General features: G+C 46.7%; 23 protein-coding genes. 6 read left to right on the top strand and 17 right to left on the bottom strand.

Annotation, left to right across the window (positions count from 1 at the left end; genetic code table 11):
- Positions 1 to 15: 15 nt before the first annotated feature.
- The 7 genes from MKY01_RS24435 to MKY01_RS24465 form a co-directional block, all read right to left on the bottom strand.
- Entirely contained in the window at positions 16 to 717 is a 702-nt protein-coding gene (locus MKY01_RS24435) for a DUF1361 domain-containing protein (RefSeq protein ID WP_076252885.1), read from the bottom strand.
- A gap of 41 nt (positions 718 to 758) precedes the next feature.
- The gene (locus MKY01_RS24440; RefSeq protein WP_282320477.1) at positions 759 to 1,187 is read right to left on the bottom strand and encodes a GNAT family N-acetyltransferase; all 429 of its coding nucleotides are present in this window, start codon (positions 1,185 to 1,187) and stop codon (positions 759 to 761) included.
- Positions 1,188 to 1,204: 17 nt separating this feature from the next.
- On the bottom strand, positions 1,205 to 1,654 hold the full coding sequence (locus MKY01_RS24445) for a GNAT family N-acetyltransferase (RefSeq protein ID WP_282322125.1): 450 nt from the start codon (positions 1,652 to 1,654) through the stop codon (positions 1,205 to 1,207).
- 32 nt (positions 1,655 to 1,686) lie between these two features.
- Positions 1,687 to 2,097, bottom strand: coding sequence for a GNAT family N-acetyltransferase (locus MKY01_RS24450; protein ID WP_047843998.1), 411 nt, complete (start codon positions 2,095 to 2,097; stop codon positions 1,687 to 1,689).
- Between the two features lie 128 nt (positions 2,098 to 2,225).
- Positions 2,226 to 3,452 carry an amidohydrolase gene (locus MKY01_RS24455; protein ID WP_076252994.1) on the bottom strand — a complete coding sequence of 409 codons (1,227 nt, stop codon included), beginning with the start codon at positions 3,450 to 3,452 and terminating at the stop codon, positions 2,226 to 2,228.
- A 218-nt stretch (positions 3,453 to 3,670) separates the two neighbouring features.
- Positions 3,671 to 4,225: a methylated-DNA--[protein]-cysteine S-methyltransferase gene (locus MKY01_RS24460; RefSeq protein WP_339283952.1), complete on the bottom strand. Its 555-nt coding sequence runs from the start codon at positions 4,223 to 4,225 to the stop codon at positions 3,671 to 3,673.
- Positions 4,226 to 4,267: 42 nt separating this feature from the next.
- Positions 4,268 to 4,972 carry a DNA alkylation repair protein gene (locus MKY01_RS24465; protein ID WP_339283954.1) on the bottom strand — a complete coding sequence of 235 codons (705 nt, stop codon included), beginning with the start codon at positions 4,970 to 4,972 and terminating at the stop codon, positions 4,268 to 4,270.
- Between the two features lie 190 nt (positions 4,973 to 5,162).
- Between MKY01_RS24465 and mgtE the strand changes: the two genes are divergently transcribed.
- Positions 5,163 to 6,533, top strand: coding sequence for a magnesium transporter (gene mgtE / locus MKY01_RS24470; RefSeq protein ID WP_051447459.1), 1,371 nt, complete (start codon positions 5,163 to 5,165; stop codon positions 6,531 to 6,533).
- 69 nt (positions 6,534 to 6,602) lie between these two features.
- On the opposite strand, the gene mmsB is transcribed toward mgtE, so the two are convergent.
- The 6 genes from mmsB to MKY01_RS24500 form a co-directional block, all read right to left on the bottom strand.
- Positions 6,603 to 7,766, bottom strand: coding sequence for a multiple monosaccharide ABC transporter permease (gene mmsB, locus MKY01_RS24475; protein ID WP_339283956.1), 1,164 nt, complete (start codon positions 7,764 to 7,766; stop codon positions 6,603 to 6,605).
- Positions 7,735 to 9,300: a multiple monosaccharide ABC transporter ATP-binding protein gene (mmsA, locus tag MKY01_RS24480; protein ID WP_339283958.1), complete on the bottom strand. Its 1,566-nt coding sequence runs from the start codon at positions 9,298 to 9,300 to the stop codon at positions 7,735 to 7,737. Before mmsA ends, mmsB begins: the two co-directional genes overlap by 32 nt.
- 21 nt (positions 9,301 to 9,321) lie before the next feature.
- Positions 9,322 to 10,407: a multiple monosaccharide ABC transporter substrate-binding protein gene (gene chvE / locus MKY01_RS24485; protein ID WP_339283960.1), complete on the bottom strand. Its 1,086-nt coding sequence runs from the start codon at positions 10,405 to 10,407 to the stop codon at positions 9,322 to 9,324.
- 318 nt (positions 10,408 to 10,725) lie between these two features.
- Positions 10,726 to 11,976 carry a response regulator gene (locus MKY01_RS24490; RefSeq protein ID WP_339287252.1) on the bottom strand — a complete coding sequence of 417 codons (1,251 nt, stop codon included), beginning with the start codon at positions 11,974 to 11,976 and terminating at the stop codon, positions 10,726 to 10,728.
- A 56-nt stretch (positions 11,977 to 12,032) separates the two neighbouring features.
- Positions 12,033 to 13,970 carry a sensor histidine kinase gene (locus MKY01_RS24495; protein ID WP_339287254.1) on the bottom strand — a complete coding sequence of 646 codons (1,938 nt, stop codon included), beginning with the start codon at positions 13,968 to 13,970 and terminating at the stop codon, positions 12,033 to 12,035.
- A gap of 22 nt (positions 13,971 to 13,992) precedes the next feature.
- Positions 13,993 to 15,000 (bottom strand): substrate-binding domain-containing protein, encoded by a 1,008-nt coding sequence (locus tag MKY01_RS24500; protein WP_339283962.1) that lies wholly within the window; start codon positions 14,998 to 15,000, stop codon positions 13,993 to 13,995.
- Positions 15,001 to 15,206: 206 nt separating this feature from the next.
- On the opposite strand from MKY01_RS24500, the gene MKY01_RS24505 reads away from it, so the two are divergent.
- Together MKY01_RS24505 and MKY01_RS24510 are read left to right on the top strand one after the other, a co-directional pair.
- Positions 15,207 to 15,788, top strand: a complete 582-nt coding sequence (locus MKY01_RS24505) for a LysE family transporter (RefSeq protein ID WP_017686897.1) — start codon at positions 15,207 to 15,209, stop codon at positions 15,786 to 15,788.
- Positions 15,789 to 15,807: 19 nt separating this feature from the next.
- Complete coding sequence (locus MKY01_RS24510) at positions 15,808 to 16,584, top strand: AraC family transcriptional regulator (RefSeq protein WP_339283964.1); 777 nt, start codon at positions 15,808 to 15,810, stop codon at positions 16,582 to 16,584.
- Between the two features lie 86 nt (positions 16,585 to 16,670).
- Here MKY01_RS24510 and MKY01_RS24515 read toward each other — a convergent pair whose 3' ends face one another.
- Complete coding sequence (locus tag MKY01_RS24515; protein WP_339283966.1) at positions 16,671 to 17,246, bottom strand: hypothetical protein; 576 nt, start codon at positions 17,244 to 17,246, stop codon at positions 16,671 to 16,673.
- A gap of 169 nt (positions 17,247 to 17,415) precedes the next feature.
- On the opposite strand from MKY01_RS24515, the gene MKY01_RS24520 reads away from it, so the two are divergent.
- Positions 17,416 to 18,084: a phosphatase PAP2 family protein gene (locus tag MKY01_RS24520; RefSeq protein WP_282320469.1), complete on the top strand. Its 669-nt coding sequence runs from the start codon at positions 17,416 to 17,418 to the stop codon at positions 18,082 to 18,084.
- A 165-nt stretch (positions 18,085 to 18,249) separates the two neighbouring features.
- Here MKY01_RS24520 and MKY01_RS24525 read toward each other — a convergent pair whose 3' ends face one another.
- Positions 18,250 to 19,683 (bottom strand): glycoside hydrolase family 1 protein, encoded by a 1,434-nt coding sequence (locus tag MKY01_RS24525; protein WP_282320468.1) that lies wholly within the window; start codon positions 19,681 to 19,683, stop codon positions 18,250 to 18,252.
- A 345-nt stretch (positions 19,684 to 20,028) separates the two neighbouring features.
- Between MKY01_RS24525 and MKY01_RS24530 the strand changes: the two genes are divergently transcribed.
- Positions 20,029 to 20,970 carry a YafY family protein gene (locus tag MKY01_RS24530; protein WP_255319889.1) on the top strand — a complete coding sequence of 314 codons (942 nt, stop codon included), beginning with the start codon at positions 20,029 to 20,031 and terminating at the stop codon, positions 20,968 to 20,970.
- A 73-nt stretch (positions 20,971 to 21,043) separates the two neighbouring features.
- A complete protein-coding gene (locus tag MKY01_RS24535; protein WP_036674482.1) occupies positions 21,044 to 21,859 on the top strand; it encodes a class I SAM-dependent methyltransferase in 816 nt (271 codons plus the stop codon).
- A 99-nt stretch (positions 21,860 to 21,958) separates the two neighbouring features.
- On the opposite strand, the gene MKY01_RS24540 is transcribed toward MKY01_RS24535, so the two are convergent.
- Together MKY01_RS24540 and MKY01_RS24545 are read right to left on the bottom strand one after the other, a co-directional pair.
- Positions 21,959 to 22,753 (bottom strand): hypothetical protein, encoded by a 795-nt coding sequence (locus tag MKY01_RS24540; protein ID WP_339287255.1) that lies wholly within the window; start codon positions 22,751 to 22,753, stop codon positions 21,959 to 21,961.
- Positions 22,754 to 22,876: 123 nt separating this feature from the next.
- Positions 22,877 to 23,293 carry a hypothetical protein gene (locus MKY01_RS24545; protein ID WP_047844012.1) on the bottom strand — a complete coding sequence of 139 codons (417 nt, stop codon included), beginning with the start codon at positions 23,291 to 23,293 and terminating at the stop codon, positions 22,877 to 22,879.
- Between the last annotated feature and the right edge of the window lie 126 nt (positions 23,294 to 23,419).

The raw sequence follows: 23,419 nt of genomic DNA on the forward strand, positions 1-23,419 counted from the left end.
TTTCAAATGGAATAATTAGTTGCCCGACCTTGCGGTTAGCAAGGATATAATAACGTATCCAAAAAGTTGAACCGCAAATACAATGACAACAAACTCAACCATTATGCTGTTCGCTGCATTAAAATCATTCACAAGATCCACAAAGATCTTCCCAGGTCGGGATAATACATCCCACGAATTCCACCGATTAAATCTACCAATGTAAACCCCTATACTGCTCAATAGCAAAATAACACCGACAACCATCATACTAATGTACTTATTTATTAATTTGTTTAACATGCCGTGGATTTGAATGATCGAACAAGTCGAGAGCAGCAATCCGATGATCGCTACGGCAAACGTCAGGGTGAGTCCATACCAAAAATCAATATTAACCCAAAATCTAACCTCCCCTTGAGCATCAAAATATCTGAATGAATGCAGAATCTCCGTAAAAAGGTAGGCCGCATTGGGCAGAAAAAAGAGCCATACTCCACACATCAGCCCCATACATATCATGCTCGTTGTGGTTAATTTCTTATTAAATATGTATCTAATGCAGGATGAGATGATGAAGGGTACCCATGCCAGGAACATGTCCCAACTTAAAAATCGATACATATTTGTATCTGATTGGGCACGTAAATACATCACAACACCTAGACAACAAAGAGTAGCCACGAGCAAGGTAACGATGAGTCGGACATCTTGAACCGGATGTTTGTTATCTTTCATTTCTTTGCTTCTACTTCCTTTTCCTTGATGAATGTTATAAGTTATAAATACTTTTTAAATGCCTTGCTGGATTCTCCGTTGTACCCCAATTTCGTATAAAAGTGATGTGCTTCGTTTCTGGATGATCCGCTCGTAAGAAACACCTTCACACAATTTTTCTGCACACATACATGCTCTATATGTTTCATCAATTCAGATCCATATCCCTTGCTCTGCACATGTTCCGTAATGATAACCCGCTCAACTACGCCGAATGGTCTATTTTCCACCAAAGCATCCAGACAAATATGTAAATGAGCCGTGCCGATCACCTGATCATCCATTTCATACACAAACAAGAAACTGTTTGGGTTATTCCGAACCTCTTCAATCCGTTCTGCCAGTACCTTCGTGTTTAAGTTGTTCGGCAATAATTCTTTATACAGCCTTTCAATAACCGCTACATCCCTAGCTTCTGCCTCTCTTATCATCAAGCTTCCCCTCCCTGTTACCTCACTTGATAACTTAAAATGATATCACCGTTGTCCTCGAATTCACCCGTGTCCTGAAATCCGCAACGTTTGTACAGCGCATTTGCCGCAATGTTATGCGGAACATGGGATACCCTGATTTGCTGGCAGTCACTTCTCTCTTGCAACATACGAACCACTTCTTGAATAGCAAGTTTGCCGTAACCCTTCCCCTGGTACTTCTCGTCAATCATGAAGCGCAAAATCCAGTAATACCCGTCATTGTATATCTCGTTATCAAATAAAATAAAACCAACCATCTGATCCTCTGCCAAAATGCCGTATGGTTTGGACGTAATCTCCTTCGTCGCATGAATCAATGAATCCGCATTGCTAGCTACCAAATCTAGCTGATCTTCCCGTGGTTTAAGGTGGATGCACTCAATTTCATTTTCTTTGGTTATAGGTTGTAACGTCACTTGCTCCATACCCACAATCCTCTCTCCTTGCAGCTTACTTACTAAATTTTCTTGATTAATATAATCTCCAAAGGTTGTGTATCCAACAACAGAGCCCCTGCATCAACATACCCCAGCTTTCGATAGAAATGTTGCGCATGTTCGTCTGATTGCGTTGAAGTCATCACCGTATCAAAGCCTTGTTGCTTCATTAGATTTTCCCAGTGATGTACCACTTTTTTGCCATATCCGCCGTTTCGATAGGGTTCATCAATCCAGATCATATTCATGAAGGGAAGGTTATCCCAAAAGTACCCGTACCTCATCCATCCAACTCTTGATCCCTCGTCCTCGTCCCATAGGATGAATATTTCTTTCTCACTAATCTTCGTTTTCACAAGTGGCTGATGGATATGCCGATCTCTTTCAATGATGTAGTCGTAGTCAGCTTCCGTTGCATACTCAATCTTCATTTGTAATACTCCCTTCATTAACTACGTCCATCATAACCCAAAATGTGGTATATGCGAACAGTTCTTTCCTCTTTTTCTCCCATGCCAAAAAACCACGGTTTCCCGTGGCTGCACCCGCTCTATTTCCCTCAATCCGCTGTTGATCCACTGACCAATTGCCCCTTGTACCATACGGCCTGCCGCGCAGATCGCCGCGCAACAGCTTCCGCCGAACAACTCGCATGCACTAATACAAAACTCGCGGTGTCGCCTACCTTCGGCCAGACTTGTTCCCCTTGTGAATCCAGAGGTGTAATCCCGCCTGTTACCCATGCCAAAGATTGAGACAAGGACAGTTCGTCGCTATATCCGTACAGTTCTGCGAATCGTCCCGCTTTCTCAAGCATATCCCCATTGCCAAAAGGAGACCAATGATCCGTCAGGCTGTCTGTGGCCAGCTTCACGTTCACACCCATACGGTGGAGCATGGGAAGAGGCATCATCGTTCTGCCAATAGGCACCGTAGAAGCAATGCTCATCCCAAGCGAGGCCATTCGCTGCGCCATGTCTTCTGCTTCCTGGTGCTCTGCGCGGGCGAACCAGAACGCATGACTTACCGTAACTTTACCCTGAAGCCCTGCTGCTTCGGTCAGATTTGCGAGTTCCAACAGCGTTTGTTTGCCGGCCTGCCCACCATCATGCAGATGAATATCGATGCCCGCCTGGTGCTGAACAGCCAGTTCAACCATGGCGTTCAGTGATTTCTCGATATGTTCGTCCACCGTATGAGGATCAAGTCCGCCCACATGCGTTGCACCTTCCTTCATCGCTTGGCCCATAAGCTCCACTGAATGGGAGCGAAGCAGTCCATGCTGCGGGAAAGCCACGATCTCCGAAGCGATTTTGCCCGAAAATGATTCCAGAGCCTGCCGCGTCGCTTCCAGTCTTTTCAAGCCACTGACGGGTTCAATATTGCAATGACTACGTACATGAGTGGAGCCGCACCCCTGAATCAAGGTCAGAATACTCTCCGCTTGACGCTTGGCATCTGGTAGCAACTTGGGCAACAGAACCTTCTCTTCTTCAATACGTTCGAAAATACTGGAGATACGCTTAACGGCTGTCCACGGCCCATCGTAGTAGGTTTTATCCAGATGAATATGTGCCTCCTCGAACGAAGGCAACAGCAGAAGTCCCTTGCCATCTACTTGTGGTAGATCGCTAGACAACGGGTTGTTTCCTTCCACAATCTCCGCGATCACTCCATCTTTAATCCGCAGATGAGCGGGGCTTGTCCGTGTCCCCGTCACCTGTTCCCCCTCCCGAATATAACTCCGCTCCACAGTCACGTTTGTTAACCAATAAGCCTGCTTCATCATGTCATCCCTCTTTTCTTACCCGGCATTACGTCCCCCGGATACCGATTGATCTATGATCCATGGTACCATACGGTTTCACAGGGCAAAAATACGTAAAACGTTGGTGTTCCATATGCGGAACGTTTGTATTACTCTACCTTAATACATGCAAAAAACAGGCACAATACGTGCCTGCCCCGTCCACTCACCTTAATCTTCTTGATTACGTGAGTCTATTAAAAATGAAATCGCGCATGCCCTCCATCGGTCACGCCTTCAATCTGTTCAATATCCAGCAGTCTGCGCTTCATCTCCAGGCCTCCACGGAACCCGGTCAGCTTGCGATTAGCCCCAATAATGCGGTGGCAGGGTAACAAAACCGGAATTGGATTGGCCCCATTTGCAGCCCCAACTGCTCGCACAGCCGAAGGTCTTCCAATCGCAACAGCTATATCACCATAGGTCCGAATTTCACCGTAAGGCACACGCCCTAGCTCTCTCCATACCTCCTGCTGGAAGTTCGTTCCGATCAAGTCCAGTGGGATTGCATCTGTATAAGCCATCGATTCTCCTGCAAAATAGGACTGCAGCCAGTCCATCATACCTGTTTGTTTCAGAGCATGTTCGTTCTCTTCCAGTTCCACGCCAGGTGCAACTTTCTGTATCCAGCCATTCCAGTCCTCCAGTGTTTCGTTGGGCATGACCACTCGGCACAATCCCTGTTCCGTAGCGAGCAGCACCCATGGACGACCGTCCAACTGCATCGTGGTGTACATCAACTTTTTTCTCATTCGTTTACCGCCCTCTCCCTGGTGGAATGCTTAATGCTAGAACTAGGAGGTAACCTGCTTCTTCACCTTGCGTTTCATACTGCGGATCATCTGCTTGCTCTCCGGATCAACGCGATAAGATTCCGTAATTTTCTGAAGTGCCTTATTATACGTAAAATCATCCAAGGTATTACGGTTCAGATAACGCATAGTCACCTCAGGTTGTTTCACATAAGCCATTGAGATGGCCCAAGCCACTGCCATTTTCACATAATACGCCTCGTGCCTAATCTGATCCAATGCGGATAGAACCTGATCGATATATCTCTCATTCAGATAAAAATTCAACAGCATTACCACACCAAACCGGATTTCATATTCCTGATCAGATCTCAGATACGGCTGCAAGAACGCCCACATGGGCTCCGAATGGACCTTCGTATATTTCAATCCCGCACAAAAGCTGTCACACACCGACCAGTTGTCAATCTTGGGTACAAATGTTTCAATAGCCTTTAACAGTTCGTCCAGATCAGCCTGTACATGTCCAATGACCATCGCTTGCAACATCACTTCTTCAAAATATTCATCCTCTGCCGTTTCCAGATACGTGCGCCAGTCCCCGGCGGCAAGCTGCTTGGCAATTTTTCGTAAGGCTGGTAACCTTACACCTAGTACATTCGTAATGTTGGGAATAAGTGCAGCCGAGAATTTCTGATACTCCGGCTCAACCATGCTGAGCAATTGTGTTCTGATATCTACTTCCACTAGCGCATGTCCTCCTTGTCTGTTGCTGTACAACAAGTATATCCTTGAAGTGGCTGTTTGTAAGCCCATATCGAATGTTTGAGCAAGATTACAATATCATTTTGGGACTCTCATTTTTTCTCCATTTGTTTAATTCCCAACCCATTTCGTTTAAAAATATGAAGCTGACCGAATAGAAAGGAGTGTCGATATGAACGGACCTCATACCAAGAAAGATTTCTCCGTGGAGGAGATCACCGAACAACTCGTGCAACATGTACAATCCCGGAACCTTCCCGATTTCTATAAATTGGTGAAAGAACTGCATCCCTACGACCTCTCACTTGTATATAAAAAGTTCCCTGAAGAAGAAACCAATCGGTTTTTGCTCCTATTCAAACCCGATGCTCTGGCGGATCTCGCCGAGACCTTGAAGCTGCACGAACAGATTCAACTGTTTGAACGACTTGGGCCGGAACGAACACTTGAAGTCATGCAGCAGATGGACAAAAGTGATCTGATCCGATTCATGCACGATTTACCTGCCAAACGCAGAGAAGAATTGCTGTCCAATATGAACCTGGATCACTCTGCCATTATCCGATCCGTGCTTAATTACCCGCCGGAAACGGCAGGACGCATCATGACAGATCAATATCGGACCCTGCTCGCTCATGAGACAGCCAAGGAAGCCTTACGACAATCGCAAGGTACCATGCATATCTCAGCCTCCAGTTATCTCTATGTAACCGATAATGAAGGTAAACTGGTCGGTGTCGTGAGTTATCGATCCCTTGCCCTGGCTGACGATAAGACCCAGGTTGAAGAACTGATGACCCGGCGGGTGATCCATGCAACGGTAGATATGGACCAGGAAGAAGCAGCACAGCTTCTACAGCGTTATGAGTTTATTGCACTTCCGGTGGTGGATGAAAATCACAGGTTATGCGGTATCATTCAGATGGATGATGTCATCGATATTATTATGGATGAAGCCAGTGAAGATTTGGCCAAAATGGGGGGCGGTAGCAAGGATATCGACTTTGATACCAAACCACTCGTGGCCGTCAGACGCAGGCTTCCCTGGCTCATCTTGCTTCTATTGATTGGTCTAATCTCGGGAAGTATTGTGGATTTCTTTGAGGATACACTCAATCAGGTTGTGGCATTGGCATTTTTCATGCCGATGATCGCAGGTATGACCGGTAACACAGGAACGCAGTCTCTGGCTGTTGTGGTACGCGGACTGATCGGACGCAAGCTCGACAAAGCCACCGTACTCGCACTGATTGGTCGGGAGATCAAGGTAGGCATAATGATCGGCTTGGTATGTGGATTACTGATCACCGTCATCGCTTATTTCTGGCAAGGGGACTGGTTGCTGGGCGCCATTATTGGGGTATCTCTGTTCCTCACTCTGGTCATTGGTACACTGACCGGTACATGCATCCCGCTTCTGCTTAGTCGTTTCAAAGTCGACCCGGCTGTTGCCTCTGGCCCGTTAATCACCACATTGAATGATATCTTGTCCCTGTTTATCTATTTTGGCATCGCCACACGTTTCCTCGATGCCTTAATGTAACTAAGTTGTGCATACAGCAAAACAGACCTGATTCTGAGATCAAGGTCTGTTTTTTCATTTTACCAAGTGTTACGCTGATCTTTTATTCTTATTATAGATATCAAACGCTACAGCGAGCAGCAGTACCAACCCCTTAATCCCCTGTTGCCAGTCAATACCGAGACCAATCAGGGACATCCCGTTATTCAGCACACCCATAACCAAACCACCGATGATGGCACCAAATACCGTACCTATGCCCCCTGAAGCGGAAGCACCACCGATGAAACAGGCAGCAATGGCATCCAGCTCGAAGTTGGTACCCGCTCTTGGCGTAGCCGCATTCAGACGTGCGGCGAAGATCAACCCGGATACCGCGGCAAGTGTACCCATGTTCACGAAAACCCAGAAGGTTACCTTTTTTGTTTTGACTCCAGACAGACCTGCGGCCTTCTCATTACCTCCAAGCGCATACACATGCCGTCCCATGACAGTACGATTCATAACGAAGGAGTACACAACGATCAGGACAAACAGCAGGACCAGGATATTCGGAATACCTGCATAACTTGCGAGTACAAACGTAAACAGATTTGTCACAACAGCCACCACAATCAACTTGAGCAAAAACAGTCCCTGTGACACGACTTCAAATCCATATTTTCGCTGGGAACGGCGTTCCCGCAATTCATTGACAATGTACCAGACAGTGAGCACAAGACCCACAATGATAGATACCAGACCAAAACCTGAGAATTGAATGTCCACCAGGAAGCCAGAGCTTATTTTCTGGAATCCACCCGGGAAAGGAGAAATCGATTGCCCCTCCAGAACGATCATCGTCAAGCCTCGGAACAGCAACATACCTGCCAGCGTCACGATAAATGCCGGAATTCGCACATAGGCGATCCAGAAGCCTTGCCATGCACCGATCAAAGCGCCAACTAGCAAGGAAGCGATAACTGCAAGCCAAGCCGGAAGCTGCCAATCAACCATCATAATTGCGGCAACGGCACCAACAAAGGCAGCAATGGAACCAACAGACAGGTCAATATGCCCGGTAATGATGACCAGCACCATTCCAATCGCCAGCACCAGAATGTAGCTGTTCTGCAAAATCAAATTTGTAATATTAATCGGCTTGAGCAACAGCCCGCCTGTAAGTACCTCGAACAAAAGCATAATCACTACCAGGGCAATAATCATGCCGTATTGACGGATATTATTTTTGAACAGTTTTGTTATCATTTCCATGCTTGCCGCCTCCAGACTTGGTCATATATCTCATCAACGTTTCCTGCGATGCTTGCTCCCGGCTGACTTCACCGGTGATTCGTCCGGCATTCATCACATAGATCCGGTCACACAGGCCAAGAACCTCCGGAAGCTCGGATGAGATTACCAGTACACCCTTGCCTTCAGCAGCAAGCCGATGAATGATCGTATAGATTTCGAATTTCGCTCCCACATCAATACCGCGGGTAGGTTCATCCAGGATAAGAATATCTGGTCCGGCAAAAATCCATTTGCTGAGCACCACTTTTTGCTGGTTGCCTCCACTCAGATTACCGGTCTTCTGCAAAATACTTGGTGCTTTGATGTTCATGCTTTTCTTCATCTTTTCTGCTACCAGCACTTCTTCACGCTCGTTCACTACCGCGTTTCGCGTCAGCTTGCTCAGACCCGTCAAGGAAATATTGCGCTTGATGTCATCCATCAGAATGAGTCCGTATTCCTTGCGGTCTTCTGTCACATAAGCAAACCCGTTCTGAATGGCCTCCGTGACGGTATTGTTGTGGATCGGTTTACCATTCTTAATGAGTTGACCCGAAATATTCCGGCCATAGGATTTGCCAAAGATACTCATGGCAAGCTCGGTACGCCCAGCGCCCATCAGCCCGGCAATCCCTACAATCTCACCACGTCTGATATTCATATCGATCTGATCCAGTACTTTCCGCTCGGCATGATGTTCGTGATATACCGTCCAGTCCTTTACCTCCAGGATAACTTCACCAATGGTCGCATGACGTTCCGGATAACGGCTGGTGAGATCACGTCCTACCATTCCACTAATAATCCGGTCCTCCGACACTTTTTCCTTCTTCATATCCAATGTCTCAATTGTCTTGCCATCCCGTAAAATGGTCACGGAATCGGATACCTTGGATACCTCATTCAGCTTGTGTGAGATCAGGATACAGGCGATACCCTGTTTCTTGAATTCCAGCATCAACTGCAGCAGATTTTCACTGTCGTCCTCGTTCAGTGCAGCGGTTGGCTCATCCAGAATAAGCAGCCGCACCTTTTTGGAGAGCGCTTTCGCAATTTCGACCAGTTGCTGCTTGCCTACCCCGATGCTGGATACCAGCGTGTTTGGATTTTCGCTCAGTCCCACCTTCGAGAGCAGTTCTCGTGTACCTACAAAAGTTTCCTTCCAGTTGACAATTCCTCTGCTGGCACGCTCATTGCCCAAATATATATTTTCCGCGATTGAAAGGTAGGGAATCAGGGCCAACTCCTGATGGATAATGACGATTCCCAGATCCTCGCTCTGCTTAATATCCTTGAACTCACAATTTTTGCCCTGAAATAAAATGTCGCCTTCATACGTGCCATGTGGATATACACCACTCAGTACCTTCATCAACGTAGATTTACCTGCGCCATTTTCACCACATATGGAATGAATTTCGCCTTCACGGACTTTCAGATTGACATTTTCCAGCGCTTTGACGCCAGGAAAGGTTTTGGTGATGTTTTTCATTTCCAGAATGATTCCGGCCATGGGATGTGCTCCTTTCATTTATTATTTCAGTCCGATTTCTTCCTTCGTGTAATACTGTGTACCAACGATATCCTGCTCCACATTTGTACGGTCCACCGAGATGGGATCCAAGAGATACGCCGGAACAACATCAATTCCATTGTTATATGATGTTTCATCATTAACTTCTGCCTGTTTTCCTTGCAAAATGCTATTGGCCATCTCTACCGTCTTCTCCGCTAGCTTCCGTGTATCCTTGAACACCGTCTGCGTCTGTTCCCCGGCCACAATGGACTTGATTGAGGCAAGTTCGGCATCCTGTCCTGTAATAACGGGCAGCGGTTTGTTCGAAGTACCATAACCAATCCCTTTCAAGGATGAGATGATACCAATACTGATTCCATCATAAGGAGATAATACTGCATCCAGATTATCACCCGAGTAATAAGCACTCAGCAGGTTATCCATCCGTGACTGGGCCAGTGCCCCGTCCCAGCGCAAGGTCGCAATCTGGGCCATCGTCATCTGCTTGCTGCGCACGACCAGCTTGCCGGAATCGATGTACGGCTTCAGGACAGACATCGCACCGTCGAAGAAGAAATAGGCGTTATTATCATCAGGAGAGCCACCAAACAGCTCAATGTTATACGGTCCTTTTCCATCCTTGAGCCCAAGCTTTTGTTCGATGTAGGAGGCTTGAAGCACACCCACCTTAAAATTGTCGAACGTGGCATAATAGGTTAAATATGGCGTATTACGAATGAGCCGATCATACGAGATCACTTGTATCCCTTCGTCATGTGCTTTCTTGATTACATCCGTTAATGTGTTGCCATCCACGGACGCAATCACCATCACATCCACACCTTTGGTGATCATGTTTTCAATCTGCGAAATCTGATTCTCGACCACATCCTCAGCATACTGAAGATCGGTTTTGTACCCCTGCTCCTGAAACAGACGGACCATGTTCTCCCCGTCTCCCACCCATCGTTCTGATGATTTGGTTGGCATCGATATACCGACATATCCCTTTTCTTTACTGCCTGGGCCACTCTCTGCCAGATTGCAGGCCGAGAGCATCAAGGTCATCACCAGAAGCCAGATGAGCATTGCTCCTTTTTTCATATGAAGTTCCCCTTTCCTCACGTCATACGGTTCTGAATGAGTTATAAGATAACGCTTACAATACATGTAGTGCATCCTGTTGCTTGCTGTTCCTATCTGAGACCAATCGTAGCATTGGAGATGCCGCAAGGTCTTTGCACGTTTTGAACCTTTTTTATAAAAATTTAACTTTTGATGGAAACGCTTAAAGTATAAGTGTGATCCACGAGATACCATACCAGAGTCAAAAAAAAGGACATGCTCCACTTCGCTTCACACGAAGTAGAACACATCCATCTCATTTATCACACGTCTGAATGAACAACTGTATTACGATATTTAATTCGCGGAAGGATGATAAGCCGTCCCCCCGTTCTTTCGATACTGCACAGGCGAAATGCCCATTGTTTTCTTAAATGCAGTGCTGAAATAATGCTGGGTATCATAACCTACACGCTCAGCTATGGTGTGAATCGGCAGTGTTGTTGAATCTAATAACTGTATAGCCTTGCGAATGCGAGCATGCGTGACAAGTGTGACAAAGGAATCATTCAGCTCTTTCTTCAGCACACGACTAAGATATACGGCAGATACTTGTAGACGGGAAGCAAGCGATTCCAGGGTCAATTCCCGCTCGGCATATTCTTCGTGAATAAGCTGTCTTGCCCGGCGAACCAGAGGCGACAACTGCACTTCACCGAATACCCGTTCACGGCAATGACGGTACGTATCCGGCGTTTCTTCCAGTGTCCCTGCATGTGTCTCCACATGAGCATGAATGGCAATATTCAGGCAAGAACTAATCTGTTGTTCCAGAAGGGACTCTATTTCTTCAGGGGCTTCCTGCCACAGACACATGCCGATCAACCCGCTTACGTCCCGAAACAGGACATGAGGCACGTCCCCCAGCAGTTCACTAATTATATTTTCCACTGCAAACAGAAACAACTGACGATCATTCTCTCTCAGTATCGTCTGACGAGCTTCAGCAGCAGGCCAGCGTACGACCCCGATCTGCATAGGTGGGACGGCGGGCAGCCGCAAAAACACAAGCTGCTCCGTCAGATCCCTCCCTTCAGCCTGCCCCTCCAGCCACTCCAGCATAAATCGCTGGCGAAGCAACGGGATATTACGTTCAATCTGATGAGCTGCCTGTTGTACATATGCCGTCCTCTGGTGCTCTTCAGTAAGTCGCTGATGTAATCGCTCAAGTGCAGCATATAATTGTTCTGCTTGCACAGGTTTTAAGATGTAATCCTCTACGCCAAGACGAACCGCCTCCTGCGCATATGCAAATTCATCATGTCCCGAGATGATCAGGTAACGACAGCCCGGGCACTTCTGCTGAAGGGCACGGATTAGTTCGATTCCGTTCAGGAATGGCATATTCATATCAACGAGAACAATATCCACACCCAGGTCAGCCGCCCGTTCCAGCGCTTCCTCGCCATCTTCCGCTTCACCTACAACCTCCATCCCGAGAGTTGCCCAGTCAATGGCATCCCGAATCCCCTCACGAATGATCGGTTCATCATCAGCGATGAGCACGCGGAATTTCTTCGCCACATGGCTATCCGGCGTAATCTCCATTACTGTGGTCGATGCGGATGTCTCATCTGTTTCAGTGGAAGTTGTCACGGTCGATTTCATGAATTTTCCCATTCACTCTCCTGCCTCTCTTCGTTATTGATTTGCTTGGTTGGTGGGAGCTCTCGCATCAACGGATGAATGATGGTCACACTCGTTCCTTCCCCTTCCTGGCTATCCAGTTCAATTCCGTACTCATCGCCAAAGGACAGCCGAAGACGGGCTTGCACGTTCAACATTCCATAACTTTTACCTGTTATCCCCGGCGAAGACGTTTCCAAACTGGCCAAAGGAGCTTCGAGCAGATGCTGCATCTCGGCAAGCCGTTCGTTGGACATGCCTGCTCCATTATCCTGAACGGTCAGTAGCAGTCTGTTATGTTCCAATCTGGCCTCCACCCTAATGTGTCCCGGCCCACGCCTGCCCTTGATTCCATGATAGATTGCATTCTCTATTAGCGGCTGAAGCAGCAGCTTTAACACAAAAAGGTCCCGCATTTCCTCTGGAATATTCAATGTATACTGAAGACGATCGCGGTATCGTGTCTGCTGAATTTGCAGATAGCTGGTCATATGCTCAATCTCCGAATGCAGCGGAATGTAATCCTGTCCTTTACTAAGCCCTATGCGAAATAATCGAGATAACGCGCCAACCATGCCGGATACATCTTCTGCACCCTCTTTGCGTGCCATCCAATGAATCGTATCCAAGGTATTGTACAAAAAGTGTGGTTTGATATGCTCCTGCAAACTTCGCATTTCAGCGTCGCGCTTCTGCCGCTCCCGCAATTCATTTAGTGATATCAGTTGTCTAATCTGTGCCAGCATGCGGTTATAACTGTTGCCAAGCATGCCAATCTCATCAGCGCGATCGCTCCAGCGGCCTGGTCTGAGATTGCCGGTCTCCGCCCTGCGCATGTAGGACATGAGCCGGAAAATGGGCTGAGCAATGGAACGGGAGAACCATAAAGAGGCGCTCAGGCCAAACAAACACACCACAAATACAAAGCTAACCACGTAAAACTGGATTTGGCGTACTTCGGATATCGAGTCTCTTGTGGGAAATACCCCTACCGTTCTCCAACCTGTAAAGGTAGACGACTGATACATGAATAATAACGTTCCACCTTCTGTTTCGGCGGTAAATGTTCCACTCTCACCAGAGGGGAACCAGTCTGTGGGAATGTGTTCTATTAGCGGATGCTCAGGTTTGTATACACTTTGACCTTCTGCATCCGTCACCATCACATAACCGGATTTCCCCAAGGTTACATTACGGGCAGCCTGAGAGACGGACCTAAGTTTAAGATCAATCATAATAACGCCCCGCACACGTCCTGACGCTTCATCCGTTATGGAACGCGCAACCGATACAATCTCATCATCCTTGTACCGTACATGTGTCGTGAGATTACGCTCTTTCGGCTGACCCAACACCGTGAAGATGCCCGGATTGGCCGAAGCTTTTTGATACCAATTTTCCTGAATCAGGCTCTGTTCCGCTCGGGGATACATCTCGTTGCTAATATAGTCACCACTTGCATTGACAAGAACAATCCCGGCGATTTCAGGATACAACGTTGTGAATCCCTGCAAGGTCTGTTTGATGCCATATAACCGATTTTGCTCCGTTTCGGCATTGGTGTCCATGTTCATCGGTTCGATACCTGCATCATCATTCAGTGGCATTTTGTCGTTCATAAAAGCATCAATCTCCGGGTCAAATGCAATCAGATAGGTCATGTTTTGCAAATTCTCCATTTTGCTGTTCAGAGCTTCATTCACTTTGCCAATCAGTTGCATGGTATGCCCTTCAACCTGTCGTTCAACAACCCGCTCCACCGTCCAGTTCACAAGCAACCCAAGCCCTACGGAAGGCACAATGGCGAATAACAGAAAAAGCAGCATCAGCTGGTACCTAAGGGGCATATTACGCAAGCGTAAACGCCGAATCCCGTTCCTGAAAGTGGAGAGAATTGCTCTCCTACTCCAAGGCATTGGACTCTTGAAATATTCCTTGTTATTTGGCATAGTAATCATCCACATCCGAGCGTGTCACCACAGAGATCCCTGTGTCCACCATCACGGGAAGCGGTGCATTTTCACCGGATGAGGATGGGGCAGGAACCGTTAACTGGTGATGCAGATGGAACAGATATTGGAGTGACCAATATCCCATATTCCAGGTTCCCTGTGCAATTGTAGCTGAGATCGTACCGTTCTTGATCATATCCAATGTAGTCTTATTTGTATCAAACGAAATAATCTGCAATGGATGTCTGTCCCCGGCAGTTTGAGCGGCTTCCCCCGCTCCTGCCCCTCCGGTAGCTTCAGTCACAAAAATTCCCGCCAGCTCGGGATGTTCCTTCATCATTCTGATTGTTTCGTCTCTGGATACCATCGCATCACCATGTCCGTCTGCAACTTCAAAAATCTGCATGGAAGGGTATCTCGCCTTGATCGTATCGCGGAAACCCTTCGTGCGCTCTTCATGATTTTGTTGTCCGGGCAAGGTTAATACCGCGACCTCTCCCTCACGACCCAGCAGTTCAGCCATTTTATCGGCAGCCATTACACCCGACTTGTAATTATCTGTCCCAAGAAAAGAATAGGCCTGGCTATCGGGTGCATCCGCGTCAAATAATACAACAGGGATATCTGCGTCGATTGCCTTGTTAATCGCTGGAACTAACGATTGAGGATCGATTGCAGATATAGCAATGCCTGCGGGTTTACGAGCGATAGCCTGCTCGATCACCATGGTCTGCTCCTTCGCATCATACCGGGTAGCCCCGCGATATTCTACGGTCACGCCGAGTGCATCCGCGGCATCCTCGAAACCTTTGAGCGGGCTCTTCCAATACTCCAGCCCGGACTGGAATGTAATCATGATATACGTCTCTCCGATATCACCGCGTAGCCCCCGGTCCTCCCAAGAACTGTTTACCTGACTGGTGTATTCAAACCTCAATACATACAACGCAAAGGCTGAGATTAGCAAAATGTAAACCAGCAGCATTTTTTTCATTCCGTTCACTTCCTCAAGTCGTCTGATCACCTTGTACATCGTCTAAATTGTAAACGCAATCATTCAAAAAGAAAACCACCCCTTATCTTTTAAAAACAAGCTCCTGCTGTTAACGGTGTACCTGCTGCAATAATGTACTATATGGTTTCTCCCTATGGACGTATGATCATGGAACTAAACTACAACCAGAGGAGAGCATCATCCTTATGAATCTTGCATCTTTTTTAATCTACTGCATCGTCGTAACATTTACCCCCGGCCCCAGCAATATCGTAATTCTTTCTTCCGTACAACAGGTTGGGGCGCGTCAAACGATGCAATATGTGTGGGGAGCTACGTTGGCATTTGGTCTGCTGCTTACCGCTTCAGCTTTTCTTAATCAGCTTCTTGCGGGAGTGTTACCCGGAATTCTGAAGGTGATGCAGATTGTCGGCGGCCTGTACATGGTGTATCTGGCGTACCAGATCTACAAGATGGGTACCACCGAGGATGCACCGAAACAAGTTACCGGATTTTGGAACGGTTTCATCATGCAATTTGTGAACCCAAAGGTCGTCTTGTTTACTTTCACTGTCATTCCAAGTTATGTATTGCCCTTTTATCAAAGTTCATTCTCATCGTTTCTGTTCGTGGTGCTCATTACCTTCATTGGATTTCTGGCCTATTCCAGTTGGGTTGTTTTTGGTACGGTTTTCAGAACGTTGCTGAATCGCCACCAAAAATTACTGAGTATTCTCATGGCACTTTTTTTGTTATACTCAGCCATTATAGTATCCGGATTGATCTAAAGCTTGGGAGGTGTGCTGCATGGAACGGTTTAACTATAAAAAGTCGCAAGACGTGCTGGCACTATCCGCCAGCTTTACTGATTTTGCATACAAAAAACATTGCCACGAAGAGTATGCGATCGGCGTAACCCTGCGTGGCATTCAACAATACAACCTGGACGGACAATATCAGGCGTCTCACCAAAATGGTGTCATGTTGTTTAACCGTGAACAGTCCCATGATGGAAGTTCCTATGATAAGGCTGGCATTGACTATGTGATGCTGTATTTGAAGCCGGAATTAGTAGAGGAGATTATAGGCAAAAAGGAATTGCGCTTTGGAAGTCCCATCGTCTATGATCCCGAGCTTGCACGTAAGATTCTGATGCTGAACGATGCCGTTCAACTCAGACAGAACGAAGCCGAGTGCAGCGAACGGGTCTTCGATCTGGTTCACCTGCTGGCTCAGAAGGAAATGGACACCAAGCTCTGGTTGCCTCAGGACAACCTGGTCCGCAAAGCCAAGGAAATCATGTTTTGCAGCACCGAAGATGTGCTCAAGCTGGACAACCTGAGCTCCGAATTTGGCATGTCCAAGTTTCAATTTATCCGTGAATTCAAAGCACAAGCAGGCATATCCCCCTACCAGTTTTTCTTAAACTGCAAAGTAGAGCGTGCCCGTCAATCCATCGAAATGCAGAAGGACGTCTATGCTGCTGTTGCCGATTGCGGATTCGTCGATCTGACCCATCTCAATCGACATTTCAAACGGGTATTTGGTGTCACGGCTTATGAATACATGTTGCAGCTGAACTAGCTGCAACAATCCTGAAAATCCCCGTATAGAACGTCAATGTTTCTTAACGTTCTGTACGGGGATTAGCTTTTTTTTCCGTTGGGCAATCAGATTCTTTTCTTTCGTCTCCAGAGCCACAGTACTGCCAATGCTGCTAATAAAATGACTCCGCCATATAAGATGAGATAGAAAGGCCCAGTTCGCCCACCACCATCCTTGGTTTCTCCAAAATCTTCTTTACTTACAAGCTTTCCCGCACCCAGCAATTTCAGATCGTCTCCAGCCTGTTCACTTGGAACATTGCCACTGCACAGATTCGTATGCAGCCTGTTGTCTCGTTCATCCAGACTGGCAAAGATCAGGTAAGACTGATTCTTTTCAAATTCGATGCCACAGGAGTCAGACCCTCCGCCCCTCCCCACAATTTTCATCTTTTTGGCACTGACTCCCTTCCATGCAGAATCTACATCAAAGGTATACTCTCTTACCCCATTATACCGGTATATCTGCGATCCGCCTTTCTTCACCACTTCTCCTGTAAATACCGTGGTATACGTTTCCAATCTCTTTTGAGCATCACTCTTGAGACAACTGCAAGCATACACTTTCTCTCCGGGAAATAGAGCTAACCCAGACGTAACCAACAGTAAGATCAACATGCACATCACCAAACGTCGTTTCATTCCGACCGCTCCCCTCCTACATTCTCTGCTTGAATAAGCGTTGTTAAGGTTACATATTTTTATTGTTGCTATATTTATTGTAAAATTATAGCACAATATAAATATCGTTATGTCCGACATACGCAAGGACACAACATACGAAATCAACCATCACGGAGGAACTCAACATTTGATACACAACTGGAAAAAGAATATCTCCTTCCCGCTGCTCGTTGCAGCGTTATGCATGATCGCCTTTATAAGCATCGCCCTGTCCATCAGCGACAACCAGATTCATCGATTTGATGATACCTTAATCGGATGGATTCAGGGGTTGGAATCCCCTGGTATGACACAATTCATGCACCTTTTCACCTGGATCGGCAGCGAAATGCCAGTGGTCTTCATTACCATCATCGCCATGATTGTGTTATACATTTTCCTGCGACACAAACGCGAACTGCTCTTCCTGGCTTGTGTGCTCGCAGGTTCAACCCTGTTAAATGCATTGCTCAAGCTGGTATTCCAGCGTGCCAGACCTACCATTAACCGGATCATTGAAGTGAGTGGTTACAGCTTCCCCAGTGGGCATTCTATGGCAGCATTTAGCCTGTACGGTGGACTGGCCTTTCTAATCTGGAAACATGTACCCACCGTCACCGGACGTGTGCTGATGATTGTTGCCAGCGCTCTATTTATACTGACCATTGGTATAAGTCGTATCTACTTGGGAGTGCATTATCCAAGTGATATCGTAGGCGGATACTTCTTAAGTGGTTGCTGGCTCTCCACATGTATATGGTTTTATCGGCGGCATTTGGAGCGCATGTCCCAACTGCAAAGCAGAAGGCTGGCCTAGGCTGCCCGCTATTGAACTACACAAAGAAATACCCGGCTTTCCTTAACTGAAGGATAACCGGGTATTTTTTATATTCATATGTAGTAGTCCTGAACTCGTTCAGGACCACATGGACCGCTTGTCCCATTTAAGGGAACAGGCGGGTCTGGTTATTTTTAAGCCAATTTATAACTCTTCACCATTGGATTCAATGACTTTTTTGTACCAGTGGAAACTCTTCTTCGGTGTTCTGCTCAAGTCTCCGTTACCGTCGTTGTCCTTGTTGACATGAATGAAGCCATAACGCTTCTTCATCTCTCCAGTGGATGCACTAACCAGGTCGATACATCCCCACATGGTGTAGGCAATCAGATCTACGCCGTCAGCTACCGCTTCTTTCATCTGTTCGATGTGACCTTTCAGATAATCAATGCGATAGTCATCCTGAATGGAGCCGTCTTCCTGGACCACATCGACAGCACCCAAGCCATTCTCAACCACCATCAGTGGAATCTGATAACGATCATACAGATGATTCAGTGTGTAACGCAATCCTTTGGGATCGATCTGCCAGCCCCAGTCAGAAGCTTCGAGATATGGATTTTTGATACCGCCCAGCAGATTACCTTCTGCTCTCTCGAGGGACTCATCCGCACTTTCAACCAAAGACATATAATAACTGAAGGAATAGAAGTCTACGCAACCTTCACGCAAAGTCTGCTCGTCTCCCGGTTGCATCTCGATCTGGATACCTTCTTCGGCGAAGAAACGTTTGGCGAATCCAGGATACGCTCCACGAACCTGTACATCACCGCAGATCATATTAGAGATTTGGTCTTTCTTCTGTGCAAGCAACATATCGTCCGGGTTACATGTGTTGGGATAGGTGGTCATGAAAGCGACCATACAGCCGATCTGGAAATCAGGGTTAATCTCATGTCCCAGCTTCACCGCTTTGGCACTCGCAACGAATTGGTGATGTAATGCCTGGAAACGAGTCTGAGGATCATCCACTCCGTCGACCAGTGTTTCTTTACCTTCAAACAGAATACCTGCAGCCATATAAGCACCCATCGGCATCGTCAGACAGTTGATTTCGTTGAACGTCAGCCAGTATTTGACCTGATCCTTGTAACGGTTGAACAGGGTTGTACAATAACGGATATAACAATCGATAACTTCACGGGAAGCCCAGCCGTTATACTTCTGTGTCAGACCGAATGGGGTTTCATAATGGGAGATCGTTACGAGCGGCTCAATATTGTACTTTTTCAACTCGGCAAAAACATTGTCGTAGAACTGCAATCCCTCTTCGTTTGGCTCCAGATCATAACCGTTTGGATAGATCCGGGACCAGTTGATGGACATGCGGAACATTTTGAAGCCCATCTCTGCCATCATGGCAATATCTTCTTTGTAATGTCCGTAAAAATCAACCGCTTCATGGCTCGGATAATACGTGCCCTCTTCCAATACAGGCGTAATCCGGCGTGGAATCGTGTGGGTTCCCCCTGTCATCATGTCAGACGTGCTTGGCCCCTTGCCACCCTGGTTCCATCCACCCTCGAATTGATTGGCAGCCGTTGCGCCACCCCAGTAAAATCCTTCTTTCATTGTCATGACCAGTTCCTCCTTAATAATTAACTCATTTCGGTATAAAGTGCTTGATATTATGCGAGTAGCCGTTCCGGTTACGAATCGTTCTTCTGATCGCTGTTATCCTCGGATTTCTTTTATTCCCATTTCTAAATGGAAAAATCCCATGATAGCGTTTGCTTCCGAAGTAGCTTTCTTACAGAAAGCTTTTAGCGAACACTTCGTTTCTTCAGAATCGATATCGTCCCCTTCACTACTCCCCAATAAATGAAGAACAAATTATAAATCTGAGTCAAAATGTCTTGGTAAGACTTTTACACCAGTGTATCACCCATACCCTGACACCTATTGTCATGGTATAATCAGAGCATGGAAAATAACCGACTATTTCGAATGTTGCTTTTGTTATTGGAGAAAAAGAAAGCCACTGCACCAGAACTCGCCCGTATGTTCGAGATTTCTGTACGTACGGTGTACCGCGATATCGATCGGTTGAGTGCTGCGGGCATTCCCGTCTATACAACGACCGGCAAGCATGGCGGTATTCATCTTATGGACAACTATGTCATGGACAAGTCTCTGTTGTCGGAAGAAGACCAGAATGAAATTTTGATGGGACTATACAGCATCAGTGCGATCCCCCATCTTAACAGTGCCCATATGCTGCAACGGTTAACCGCCCTTTTTGATCACAAGCTGGATTGGATCGAATTCAATTTCTCACCATGGGGCAGCATCCCTCTGCAGGAGAGAGAACTGTTCAATCAGGTGAAGCAGGCTATATTAACGAATCAACTGATTACGTTTCATTATGTTAATTCGGATGGTGAGAAGAGCATTCCGACCGTGGAGCCACAGAAGCTTATTTTCAAAAACAGTACATGGTACTTCAAAGGATATATCCATGATGACCCTGATCGGAAAGAATTCGAGACATTTAAGATGAAACGGATCACCCAGTTGACTTTTCTGGCGAGAAAACACGATCACTCTGTTACTGCCGGATCAAACGATCCTGAATCAGAGGCAACTCCTGTCCTGATTCCTCTTACACTCTCGTTCTCCAGCAATATTGCATACCGAGTGTATGATTTTTTCGAACCCTCCCTCATTAAAAAAGAGCCTGATGGCAGGCTCCGTGTGTCTCTCGAACTGAATGTAGGGGAATGGCTCTACTCCTTCCTGCTGTCGTTTGGTTCCGAGCTGACCGTAATCGAGCCTGTTCATGTTGGACAGGAATTGCTCAGACGTCATATCAAAGCCGTTGAACATTTGCAGAACGTCATGAACAAACTTCCCAACAATGAATGATATAATATAGGCCTATACAACTTTTGATCACAGCTGACTCTCCGTCATCCATCTGCCCGAAGGAGGTTTATCCATGCAAGACATTAGACGCAACAATGTGGAACGTTTCAAAGGTTTTGGTACGTTATACGATCAGAACCGACCAGCTGCTCCGACTGAAGTGGTGGATATTCTAACGACATATCTTGGCAGCACACCGCGTATGGTCGCAGATATTGGCTGTGGCACCGGCTTATCCTCGTGGATCTGGCTTAATGAAGCTGAACGTATCATCGGCTTTGAACCCAGCGATGACATGAGGTCTGTAGCTGAATCCAAGTGGGAATCTGCCGGGAAGCCGGATAACCTGCGGTTTGTGTCCGGCTTGTCTCACGACCTCGGACTACCAGATGGCAGTGTGGATGTGCTGACCTGCTCGCAATCGTTTCACTGGATGGAGCCGCAACCCACACTACGCGAGTTTGCACGTGTACTTCGTACAGGGGGCATATTTGCAGCCTACGATTGCGACTGGCCGCCAATGTTAGACTGGCAGTTAGAACAAGCCTATCTGCAGCTGAATAAGGAAGCAGATCAACGAGCAGCCAGTCTGGCTCCCCAAGATAGTCAGGCACACAAATGGAGCAAGGATGGGCATTTGCAGCAGATTCAGCAGTCCGGGCTGTTCCGATATGTCCGGGAAATCGTATTTCATCACCACGAGACATTCACTGCCGATCGATATGTCAATCTCGCCCTGAGCCAAGGCGGCCTGCAAACGGCGTTGAAACTCGGAGCGGATGATCTATTAACAGCTGCTGACGAGTTCAGAGCGCTGGCTAATCGTGTATTTGATGGAGAATCCAGAAAAGTACTTTTTTCTTATCGCATGCGCCTTGGTATTGTTTGAAAACCGTCCGTTGCTTGTATCTCTCATACATACCAAAATGAAAAAGGAGGTCCTACACGTCATAAACATGATCTGTAGGACCTCCTTTTGTCTACATCCTCAGGAGGAGAATAAGTCACTTAATTGTCGCTCCTGTACATTCAATGCCAACACCAATTTTGTTGGGTCTTGTCTTGAATAAATGACGTTAATGATATGACCTTGTTGCACCTGCGGCAGCGCAGATGACAAAATTTCTTTTTGCGTTGTCACATTGAAGGTTTCACCGTTCGTCTTTGTTATGCTGAGTTTGAGCTGAAGCTTGATCTTGTTATTGCCACCACTTCCAAGTGGAGTGACATCAAGGATCTTGGCCATTGCTTTTTCCCCTGTTCTTGCAATATCCATCATTTCAGGTGATACCCCTTGCTGTACCATCTTTTCATCCAGCAATTGCTGCATATCTTCCTGTGATAATTGCCCCTTCATATCAAGCCCTACCTTGCGCTCATCCTTTACGGAGACTACTAACGGAATGAAACTGCCCGGTTGAAACTGTGCCATGGAGGTCAGCGGAATGACGGCTTTCATCTCGGTATCGTATTTCTCGCGCCCCTTACGCGATACCGTCAGACCCAATCGAACCTCAGGCTGTTCATTAATATACGTCCCCGTCTGTTGTATAGTCTTAATGACCCCAACTGCTGGTAAACCTGTCTTCACTCGACCTACGCCAAAAATATTGCTCAAAATCGCAGGAACAAAGATCAGTGCAAACCCGGCAAAGATCGCCGGAATGTACCACCATGCCTGCATAATCATAAACGGATCATTCCACAGCTGCTGTGCCAGAAATGGGGAGAACCCCACCCCGAATACCGTTAATACGCCAATGAATCTTAGGAAACCTACCATATGATCCACCCTTTCTTAATCCTTCTCTTAATATCTCTATCAACACCTCGAATAATATATCTATTATTCGTTGTTATACGCATTATTCAAATAGAGTATCACTGAACTATAACCAAATACCTTCTAGATGGACATTAGCCCCATGTAGATCAGTTCGGAGGGATTCGCTGGATTCTGGCCCAGTCCCACTCGATCGCCTACTCGTGGAATCTGCATTTTGGACACCAGTGTCTCTAATGTTCGCTGATACTGGTTGCCATTCGTTTCTGTCACATCCAATACAAGCACAACAATCGGATCAAAGTTGATCAGTTTGCCTGTATCGGTGATTGTCACCACCGTAGCCGTAGCTGTTAAAGGCAGAGAACCACTTGCCGCCAATTGTGCCTGCTTTGCCGAATCCAGACTTTGGTTGATGGCCTCCCGATGTTCCTTTGATACAAAGCCTTTCATCATCATGCCAGTGAGTCCTTTATTCATCATTTTATCCGCTTTAGCAATCGCATCTTCCTGTTTGTTCTTTTTACCGAACCATCCCATATCCAGCACCTCATTTGTTTTATTTGTTTTTAGAAGTTGTTCAAAAAGTCCACTTTTGATTACGAATCATGCCTAGCGGCATCATCAGCATCGAATATGAAATTCAGCCGAAATGTCCGTTGCTCA

Origin of the sequence: Paenibacillus sp. FSL R5-0486 (assembly GCF_037975155.1) — a bacterium.
Classification (GTDB): domain Bacteria; phylum Bacillota; class Bacilli; order Paenibacillales; family Paenibacillaceae; genus Paenibacillus; species Paenibacillus amylolyticus.